11 protein-coding genes are annotated in these 9,417 nt (G+C 64.9%); 3 read left to right on the top strand and 8 right to left on the bottom strand.

The annotated features are described in order from the left end of the window. Positions 1 to 99 precede the first annotated feature (99 nt). From ACK41U_RS07650 to ACK41U_RS07615, 8 genes are all read right to left on the bottom strand, one after another. On the bottom strand, positions 100 to 468 hold the full coding sequence (locus ACK41U_RS07650; RefSeq protein WP_409677898.1) for a hypothetical protein: 369 nt from the start codon (positions 466 to 468) through the stop codon (positions 100 to 102). Further along, entirely contained in the window at positions 468 to 2,270 is a 1,803-nt protein-coding gene (gene sdhA, locus ACK41U_RS07645) for a succinate dehydrogenase flavoprotein subunit (RefSeq protein WP_409677895.1), read from the bottom strand. The genes ACK41U_RS07650 and sdhA overlap by 1 nt, the downstream gene beginning before the upstream one ends. 7 nt (positions 2,271 to 2,277) lie before the next feature. Then, positions 2,278 to 2,667 (bottom strand): succinate dehydrogenase, hydrophobic membrane anchor protein, encoded by a 390-nt coding sequence (locus tag ACK41U_RS07640; protein ID WP_409677892.1) that lies wholly within the window; start codon positions 2,665 to 2,667, stop codon positions 2,278 to 2,280. 12 nt (positions 2,668 to 2,679) lie between these two features. Further along, complete coding sequence (sdhC, locus tag ACK41U_RS07635) at positions 2,680 to 3,072, bottom strand: succinate dehydrogenase, cytochrome b556 subunit (RefSeq protein WP_409677890.1); 393 nt, start codon at positions 3,070 to 3,072, stop codon at positions 2,680 to 2,682. Positions 3,073 to 3,376: 304 nt separating this feature from the next. Then, positions 3,377 to 3,583: a DUF1737 domain-containing protein gene (locus ACK41U_RS07630; RefSeq protein WP_409677887.1), complete on the bottom strand. Its 207-nt coding sequence runs from the start codon at positions 3,581 to 3,583 to the stop codon at positions 3,377 to 3,379. Then, positions 3,583 to 4,137, bottom strand: a complete 555-nt coding sequence (locus ACK41U_RS07625; RefSeq protein WP_409677884.1) for an NnrU family protein — start codon at positions 4,135 to 4,137, stop codon at positions 3,583 to 3,585. Before ACK41U_RS07625 ends, ACK41U_RS07630 begins: the two co-directional genes overlap by 1 nt. Before the next feature lie 42 nt (positions 4,138 to 4,179). Then, entirely contained in the window at positions 4,180 to 5,028 is an 849-nt protein-coding gene (locus ACK41U_RS07620; RefSeq protein ID WP_409677881.1) for an HpcH/HpaI aldolase/citrate lyase family protein, read from the bottom strand. Positions 5,029 to 5,221: 193 nt separating this feature from the next. Then, positions 5,222 to 5,968: a sulfite exporter TauE/SafE family protein gene (locus ACK41U_RS07615; protein WP_409677878.1), complete on the bottom strand. Its 747-nt coding sequence runs from the start codon at positions 5,966 to 5,968 to the stop codon at positions 5,222 to 5,224. 171 nt (positions 5,969 to 6,139) lie between these two features. On the opposite strand from ACK41U_RS07615, the gene mdh reads away from it, so the two are divergent. The 3 genes from mdh (at position 6,140) to sucC (ending at position 9,392) form a co-directional block, all read left to right on the top strand. After that, the gene (gene mdh / locus ACK41U_RS07610) at positions 6,140 to 7,102 is read left to right on the top strand and encodes a malate dehydrogenase (protein WP_409677876.1); all 963 of its coding nucleotides are present in this window, start codon (positions 6,140 to 6,142) and stop codon (positions 7,100 to 7,102) included. Next, positions 7,099 to 7,974, top strand: a complete 876-nt coding sequence (locus ACK41U_RS07605; protein ID WP_409677873.1) for a putative nucleotide-diphospho-sugar transferase — start codon at positions 7,099 to 7,101, stop codon at positions 7,972 to 7,974. Before mdh ends, ACK41U_RS07605 begins: the two co-directional genes overlap by 4 nt. Positions 7,975 to 8,198: 224 nt before the next feature. Continuing rightward, positions 8,199 to 9,392: an ADP-forming succinate--CoA ligase subunit beta gene (sucC, locus tag ACK41U_RS07600; protein ID WP_409677869.1), complete on the top strand. Its 1,194-nt coding sequence runs from the start codon at positions 8,199 to 8,201 to the stop codon at positions 9,390 to 9,392. The last annotated feature ends 25 nt before the right edge of the window (positions 9,393 to 9,417 follow it).

Genomic DNA, 9,417 nt, shown 5'->3' with positions numbered 1-9,417 from the left:
AGGCAGCTTTGCTCTGCCTGCGCGACCGGAACCGGGCCACAGGCGACCAGCCCCAGAGGCAGCAGAGCAAGACCGAGGGTCCGCGCGACGCTCATGTTATCAGGCAGTCCGTGCCGCAGCCGCGATGCACTGCGTGGTGGCAGGCCGCGAGACGATCGCGGCGACGCTGTCCGCCGTGCCGGTCACACCCGAACGCGACATCTGCGCGATGTCGATCAATTCGGCCGTGGTCGCGTTGTTGACGACGCAATCGGTATAGGGCGCGGTGTTCGCGCCCGGCAGACGGCGCTGCATCTCGCTATTGATCGTGTTGCGGGCCACCTGACGCGAGGCCGCGTCCAGAATGGTCGGTGCAGCCGCGGCCACCGGGGCGGAAGGCACGGCAGGCGCGCCCATCGGCACGGGCGCCACACAACCAGCCAGCGTTGCGGCAGCCAGACCGAAAGCAGCAATAAGATTGAAGCGCATCAATAAACCCTTTTCTTCGGAGCGATCTTTTGCAGGTCGATCCCGCCTTCCTCGGCCTTGGTCAGCGGCTCCAGATGGACGGGGCGGTAGGCCAGTTTAACCTTGTTCCCATCGACCCAGGCAAGCGAGTGCTTGCGCCAGTTGGCGTCATCCCGCTCAGGCCAGTCCTCATGCGCATGTGCGCCGCGGCTTTCCTTGCGGGCTTCTGCCGCGACGATCGTCGTCAGGGCGTTGGGCATCAGGTTCGTCAGCTCCAACGTCTCCATCAGGTCCGTGTTCCAGATCAAGCCACGATCTGTCACTTTCAGGTCATCCAGCTTGCCTGCGATGGCCTCCATCTTGCCCATGCCCTCGGCCAGGGTCTTGTCGGTGCGGAACACCGCCGCGTCCAGTTGCATGGTGCGCTGCATCTGATCGCGCAGATCGGCGGTGGACACGGTGCCATTCGCATGGCGCAGCCCGTCGAACCGGTCCAGCGCGCGATCAACCTCGACCGTGTTGGTCGACGGGATGGCGCCTTCGCGATCCACCACCTGCCCGGCGCGGATCGCCGCCGCGCGACCAAACACCACGAGGTCAATGAGCGAGTTCGAGCCAAGCCGGTTCGCGCCATGGACCGAGGCACAGCCCGCCTCGCCCACAGCCATCAGGCCGGGGAAGACCGCATCTGGGTTTTCTTCTGTCGGATTAAGGACTTCGCCCCAATAGTTCGTGGGAATTCCACCCATGTTGTAATGCACGGTCGGAATCACCGGGATCGGCGCGCGGGTCACATCGACGCCGGCAAAGATCTTGGCGCTTTCGCTGATGCCCGGCAGACGTTCATGCAGCGTTTCGGGCGGCAGGTGCATCAGGTTCAGGAAGATATGGTCCTTCTCGGCGCCGACGCCGCGACCCTCGCGGATCTCCAGCGTCATGCAGCGGCTGACCACGTCGCGGCTGGCCAGATCCTTGTAGGTCGGCGCATAGCGTTCCATGAAACGCTCGCCTTCCGAGTTGGTCAGATAGCCCCCCTCGCCGCGTGCGCCTTCGGTGATCAGGCAGCCCGAGCCATAGATGCCGGTCGGGTGGAACTGCACGAATTCCATGTCCTGCAGCGGCAGGCCCGCGCGCGCCACCATACCGCCACCGTCGCCGGTGCAGGTATGGGCGCTGGTCGCGCTGAAATAGGCGCGGCCATAGCCGCCGGTCGCCAGCACCACCATCTTGGCGTTGAACACATGCATGGTGCCGTCGTCCAGCTTCCAGCAGACGACGCCGGTGCAGCGGCCATCGGTGATGATCAGGTCCAGCGCGAAATATTCGATGAAGAATTCCGCGTTATGTTTCAGCGATTGCCCATACAGCGTGTGCAGGATCGCATGGCCGGTGCGGTCGGCGGCGGCACAGGTGCGCTGCACCGGGGGGCCTTCGCCATATTCGGTCGTGTGGCCGCCAAAGGGGCGCTGATAGATGCGGCCATCCTCGGTGCGCGAGAACGGCACGCCGTAATGCTCCAGCTCATAGACCGCCTTGGGGGCCTCGCGCGCCAGATATTCCATCGCGTCGGTGTCGCCCAGCCAGTCGCTGCCCTTCACGGTGTCATACATGTGCCACTGCCAGCTGTCCGGCCCCATGTTCGACAGCGAGGCGGCAATTCCCCCCTGCGCGGCCACGGTATGGCTGCGGGTCGGGAATACCTTGGTCACACAGGCCGTGCGCAGACCCTGTTCGGCCATGCCAAGCGTCGCGCGCAGACCGGCACCGCCAGCGCCCACGACGACGACATCATATTCATGCGTTTGGGTTTCGTAAGCTGCCATGTCGTCCTCAGATCGCGATGATGGTAAAGGCCATCTTCGCCAGCGCGAAGATCGCAGCGGCAATGACGCCCCAGCCAAAGACCGCGATGGCGATCATGGTCAGTTGCTGGGCGGTGCCGTGGACATAGTCCGCAATCGCCCCGCCCTGCGAGCCCTTGATGAAATGCAGCATGCCCACGATCACGAACAGCGCCGTGATGATGGCCGGGAAGGGGCGGCCGAAATGGGCGATGACCTCGGCCTGCGGCAGGCCGATGCCCTGCCCCACGGCGATCAGAAACAGCGGCGTCAGGATCACCAGCGCATAGCTGCTGACGGTGATGTTCCAGTGATGCGCGGTGCCCGAGCGGGCCGAGCCCAGACCCATGGCCGCCTTGCGGGGGGTGATGTATCGCATGTTTCCCTGCCCTCAGCCGATGAAGAAGATAATGAGGCTCAGCAGGGTCAGCGCGACCGAGCCGATGATGATGCCCCATGAGGCGCGCTTGGCGTCCTCGATCTCAAGCCCGATGCCATTGTCGTAAAACAGATGGCGGATGCCCGACAGCGCGTGAAACCACAGCGCCCAGACCGAGCCGGTCATGACCAGAAAGCCGATCCACGACCGCAGCACCCAGTCGGCTGTGGCGAATGCGCCGGGGCTGCTGACGGCGGCGACCAGCCACCAGACCAGCAGCAGCAGACCCGCCACCAGCGCGTGGCCGGTGATGCGCGTCAGGATCGAGGTGATCGCTGGCAGCGGCAGGCGATAGACCTGAAGATGGGGGGAAAGCGGCCGGTTACCCCGGTTCACGTCGGCCATGAGGCGGCCCTCCTTTGTCGGTTCAGACAGAACCCGCAGCAGACGCCCAAATCAGGTTCGGGCTGGCCGCACGGGCTGGCGATTTCTGGTCTCTTGGCCTGTTTTCTCGCAACTGTCACTTGCAGATTCCAGAGCCTGCGCGGAAATGGCGCGGATTTGGGCGCTTTGTGATCACAGTAGCCCCGTGCGTGATCACAGTCCGCGGGCGTTGCGATCACATTCATGGCAAACCCGCGCCATGGTTAGCGCAACCGGGCCGCGGGACGTCGCAACCCGCCCCGAATCCACACCGCAGCACGGTGCGTCACTGCTGCCCCAGCCTCATGTCGGGATGATAGGGCGCCTCGATCTCTTTCGTGACGGCTTGGGCGCAACGCATCACCCCGCGCGCGGCATCGAATGCCATCGCGGGGCTGCCCTGCAGCTGCCAGCCCTTCGACAGAGCCTCGCTGACGCGGTGACAGAACTGCGACGTGTCATCCTCGGTGATCAGACGATAGATCATCGGCATCACGCACCTCCAAAGGGCCAGGGCCCGATCCAGCCATGGATCAAGCCCACGACAATGGTGACGATGACGGCACCTGCGGCGGCCATCGCCTCCTTGCGGGCGGGAAACGGACCGGCAGGGCGGGTCCAGACCGGCACGGCGCGGTTGATCACCACCATTTCGACCAGCGCCCAGACCAGCAGGCCCCCGAACAGGATCACGCCGGGCAGATCGCCGTTCACCAGCAGATGCGCAAAGGCCCACAGCGAAAAGGCGGTCAGCTGCGGGTGGCGCAGATGCGCGGTCACGCGGGTCTTCATGCCGTCGGCGGCGTAAAGATAGAAGCCCAGCAGCACCAGCAGGTTGTTGATGCCGACCGTTGCCGGGCCCGCGCCCCAGAAAAACGCGCCATAGGCGCCGCGATAACCGATCACCATCAGAATGACCGACAGGATCAGCAGGCCCGCGACCAGCCCCTTGCCACGGTCGCCCATCGCGGCCCGCTGCCGGGGCGCGAAACGCTTGAACAGATGGGCGGCCCACCACAGGGCAACGCCCAGAATCAGGATGAACATCTGGCTTCCTCTTGCTGGACGATCTTAGCGGGCAGCTTGCCCTCAATAGCCGCTGGCCGCAATCGCCTCAGCCAGAGCCTGCCTGCGGCGCGCGGTCTCGACATGCAGGTTCTCGACGATCCGGCCATCCAGAACCGCCACGCCCCGGCCCTGGGCCACGGCCTCCTCAAAGGCCGCAATCTGGCGCCGCGCCAGATCAATCTCCTCGGCCGAGGGGGCGAAGACCTCATTGGCGATCGCCAGCTGATCGGGATGGATCAGCGTCTTGCCATCAAACCCCATGTCGCGGCCCTGCGCGCATTCGGCGCGCAAACCGTCGCCATCGCGAAAGGCATTGAACACCCCGTCCAGAACAACCCGCCCCCGCGCCCGTGCCGCCAGCAGACAGGCCCCAAGCGCCGGCAGCAGCGGCAGGCGATCGGGGCGGAACCGGGCATTCAGCTCCTTGGCCAGATCATTGGTGCCCATCACCAGCGCCGCCAGCCGTGGATGCGCCGCGATGGCGGGCGCCTCCAGCACCCCGCCCGGCGTCTCGACCATCGCCCAGAGCGGCAGCCCCGGCAGCAGCGCCGCGGCACGGTCCAGATCCCCGGCCCCGCCCACCTTGGGCAGCAGCACCGCGTCGATCCGCCCGGCAACCCGCGCGGCAAAGGCCGCATCATCGGCCCCCCAGCCGGTCGCCAGCCCGTTGATCCGCACAACCCGCAGCCGCCCGCCGTAATCCCCCGCCAGCGCCGATGCCAGATGATCGCGCGCAGCAACCTTCGCCTCGGGCGCGACCGCATCCTCCAGATCAAAGATGATCACATCGGCGGGCAACCCCCGCGCCTTCTCCATCGCGCGCGGATTGGCGGCAGGAATATACAAAGCCGAACGCATCGGACGGGCCATCACACACCTCAAGAATACCAGACAGCCGCACCCTGCCCCGCCGCGGCCCTCAGAACAAGCGCACCGCACCCTCATCTTTGCCTTGGTCCAAATATCCTCTGGGGGTCGCCGGTTGGTGCGCCACTGGTTCAAGAACCAGCCGGCGACGGGGCGAAGCGCCCCCGGCCACCGCCCCCGGCAAGGCCCGGCCGCCTCAGCCCGCAACCCCCTGCCAGACCAGCCGAACCGACACGATCAGCAGCCCCCAGGTGATCAGCCGGTAGAACAGCGCCTGCGGGATCACCCGCACCAGCCGCAGACCCAGCCAGACCGAGACCAGCGCCACCGGCGTCAGCACCGCCGCAATCGCCAGATTGTCGGGCGACAGCTGTCCAAGGGCGGCATAGGGCAACAGCTTGACCCAGTTCACGATCGCAAAGAACCACGTCGTGGTGCCCGCAAAGACCAGCGAGGGCAGACGCAGCGGCTGGGCATAGATCTGCCAGGGCGGCCCGCCGGAATGGCTGACAAAGCTGGTATAGCCCGCCAGCACCCCCCAGGAATTGCCGCGCGCAGCGGAGACGGGCCGGGGGGGCGGCGGCGGCTTCGGGCGCAGCGCGTTCAGCGCAAAGACCAGCCCGATCACCCCCACGATCAGCGTCACCCCCTGCACCGGCACCAGATGCGCGGTGGCCCAGCCCACGCCGATTCCAATCACCGCCCCCGGCAAAGCCGAGCGCAGAACCGCCCGGTCGACATGGCGCCGATAGACCAGCAGCCCGCCGATATCGGACACGACATAGACCGGCAGCAGCAGCCCCGCCGCCTGCACCGGCGACATGACCAGCGACAGGATCGGCACCGCGATCACCGCCACCAGCGCCAGCCCGCCCTTGGCAAGACCGATCGCCGAGGCGGCCAAAATCGCCAGGATCCAGGCCTCTGGCGTCAGTTCCGGCATGTTCGGCCCTCCTGCCCGCCGCCTGCATGACGTGCAAGCCTTGGCGCCATGCGCGGGAAATGACAAGTGTTAGGGATAGCAGTGCCGCAGTGCGGCGCGGAACACTTGCGATTCGTTGCGCGACCCTCTAACCACCGCGCAACAATCCACCTGGACATTCGGAGGTTACCCATGGCCCGACCCAAAATCGCACTCATCGGCGCGGGGCAGATCGGCGGCACGCTGGCGCATCTGGCCGCGATGAAGGAACTGGGCGATGTCGTCCTGTTCGACATTGCCGAGGGCACGCCGCAGGGCAAGGCGCTGGACATTGCGCAATCGGGCCCGTCCGAGGGTTTTGATGCCCGCATGAAAGGCGCCAATGATTACGCCGATATCGCCGGGGCCGATGTCTGCATCGTCACCGCCGGTGTGCCGCGCAAGCCCGGCATGAGCCGCGACGACCTGCTGGGCATCAACCTCAAGGTGATGAAATCCGTGGGTGAGGGCATTGCCAAGCATGCGCCCAACGCCTTTGTCATCTGCATCACCAACCCGCTTGACGCGATGGTCTGGGCGCTGCGCGAGTTCAGCGGCCTGCCGCATGAAAAAGTCTGCGGCATGGCCGGTGTGCTGGATTCGGCCCGCTTCCGCCACTTCCTGAGCCTCGAATTCGGCGTCTCGATGCGCGATGTGACCGCCTTCGTTCTGGGCGGGCATGGCGATACCATGGTGCCGCTGACCCGCTATTCGACCGTCGCAGGCATCCCGCTGCCCGATCTGGTCAAGATGGGCTGGACCACGCAGGAGAAGCTGGACGGCATCGTCCAGCGCACCCGCGACGGCGGCGCCGAGATCGTCGGCCTGCTGAAAACCGGCAGCGCCTTCTACGCGCCTGCCACCAGCGCCATCGAGATGGCCGAAGCCTATCTCAAGGACCAGAAGCGTGTGCTGCCCTGCGCGGCCTATGTGAACGGCGCCTACGGCCTCAAGGGGATGTATGTCGGCGTGCCGACGGTGATCGGGGCCGGTGGCGTCGAAAAGGTCATCGACATCACGCTGGACAAGGACGAACAGACGATGTTCGACAATTCGGTCAGCGCCGTGAAGGGTCTTGTGGACGCCTGCAAAGGCATTGATTCCTCACTCGCATGAGCGACCAGCCTGTGCGTGGCTTTGTCTACGCGGCGACGGGGGCGGATTACGTCACCCTCGCCCGGCGCTCTGCGCGCAGCCTCAGGCGGGTGATCGGCGACAGCCTGCCGATCGACCTGTTCACCGACGCGACTGTGACGGACCCGGTCTTTGACCGGGTCCATTCATTGGCGACCGTCTCGCGCCGCCCCAAGGTCGAGGCGTTGCTGAACAGCCGGTTCGACCGCACCATCTATCTGGATTGCGACACGATCTGCATCGCCCCGATCGACGACATCTTCGACATTCTGGAGCATTTCGAACTGGCGATCTGCGCGGAACAGCGCCGCAACGACCAGCGCGTGCGCCAGCAGCACCCCCTTGGCGATGTGCCGGTCGCGTTTCCGCAGCCCAATTCCGGCCTCATCGGCCTGCGCAAGACCGACGCCACCCGCGCATTGCTGAGTGAATGGCACCGGGTCTTTCACGCGGGCGCCGAAAAATACGACCAGCATTCGCTGCGGTATCTGCTGTTTCACAGCCATCTGCGCTTTCACACGCTGCCGGTCGAATACAATGTGATGTTTCTGGGCACGTTCATGGGTCCGGCGCGCGGCCTTGCGGCGCCGCGCCTGCTGCATCTGCCCAAGCTGCACCAGAAGGCACCGGGCGATCCGATGCGGCCCTTTATCGTCGCAGAAGAGCTTGGCCCCAAGACGGTCGACCGGCTGACGGTCACCCTGCAGGAGGATCACACGCTGACCCGCCATGTCTCGCTGACCGACGGTGCGATCCTGAAAAATCAGCCGCCCGCAGCAGTCCCCTCCGCGCAGCCGCGTCCGCTGCAACGGCTGCGCGGACAGCTGCGCGAACGCCTGCGCCGCCTGATCTGACGGCGGCACGAAAACTCTTGCACGGCCTGTCCGGCGCTGTGCGAAATCGCGAATCATTCCGCTTGCGCTATCATCCTCCGGCTTTGTGATCACAGCAATTCTGGCTGTGATCACATTAAGCATGATCCCGCCGGTTTTGAAGATTTTCCCATGATTTCGTTTTTCTGACCGCACTGGTTGTGTCACAAGGCCCCAAATCTGTCGAACCGAACGAGGTGGCCACGATGAATATCCACGAATACCAGGCCAAGGCGCTGCTGCGTCAATACGGCGCGCCCGTCAGCGAGGGCCGCATCGTGATGAAGGCCGACGAGGCCAAGACGGCGGCCAGCGAAATGGACGGCCCGCTCTGGGTCGTGAAAGCCCAGATCCATGCAGGCGGTCGCGGCAAGGGGCACTTTACCGAAGCCGCCGCCGGTGAAAAAGGCGGCGTCCGTCTGGCGAAATCGGTCGAAGAGGCCGAGGAACTGACCCGCCAGATGCTGGGCCGCACGCTGGTCACGCATCAGACCGGCCCCGCGGGCAAGCAGGTCAACCGCATCTATATCGAAGACGGCAGCGACATTGCGCGCGAGCTGTATCTGGCCCTGCTGGTCGATCGTCAGACCAGCCGCGTCAGCTTTGTCGCCTCGACCGAGGGCGGCATGGACATCGAAGAGGTGGCCGCGAACACCCCCGAAAAGATCGTCAGCTTCAGCGTCGATCCCGCCTCGGGCCTGTCGGATTTCCATGGCCGCCGCGTGGCGTTTGCTTTGGGTCTGGAAGGCGCGCAGGTCAAGCAATGCGTGGCGCTGGTCAAGAATCTCTATCGCATGTTCATCGAAAAAGACATGGAGATGCTGGAGATCAACCCGCTGATCGTGACCCCCGAAGGTCAGATCAAATGCCTCGACGCCAAGATGGGTTTTGACAACAACGCGCTGTATCGCCAGCAGGACATCATGGCCCTGCGCGATGAGACCGAAGAGGACAGCAAAGAGCTGGCCGCCTCGAAGTTCGACCTGAACTATATCGCGCTGGACGGCGAGATCGGCTGCATGGTCAACGGTGCCGGTCTGGCGATGGCCACGATGGACATCATCAAGCTGTTCGGTGCCGAGCCTGCCAACTTCCTCGACGTGGGCGGCGGCGCCACCACCGAAAAGGTGACCGAGGCGTTCAAGATCATCACCAGCGACCCGAACGTCAAAGGCATTCTGGTCAACATCTTCGGCGGCATCATGCGCTGCGACATCATCGCGGAAGGCATCATCGCCGCCGTGAAGGAAGTCGGGTTGCAGGTCCCGCTGGTCGTGCGTCTGGAAGGCACGAATGTCGAGCTGGGCAAAGAGATCATCGCGAATAGCGGCCTGAACGTGATCGCGGCGGATGACCTGAAAGACGGCGCCGAGAAGATCGTGAAAGCGGTCAAGGGCTGATGGCGTTCCCGGTGTCTCTCGGGAA

This window comes from Paracoccus sp. (in: a-proteobacteria) (genome assembly GCF_046289755.1).
Classification (GTDB): Bacteria; Pseudomonadota; Alphaproteobacteria; order Rhodobacterales; family Rhodobacteraceae; genus Paracoccus.
This window is presented reverse-complemented; position numbering and strand designations above follow the sequence as displayed.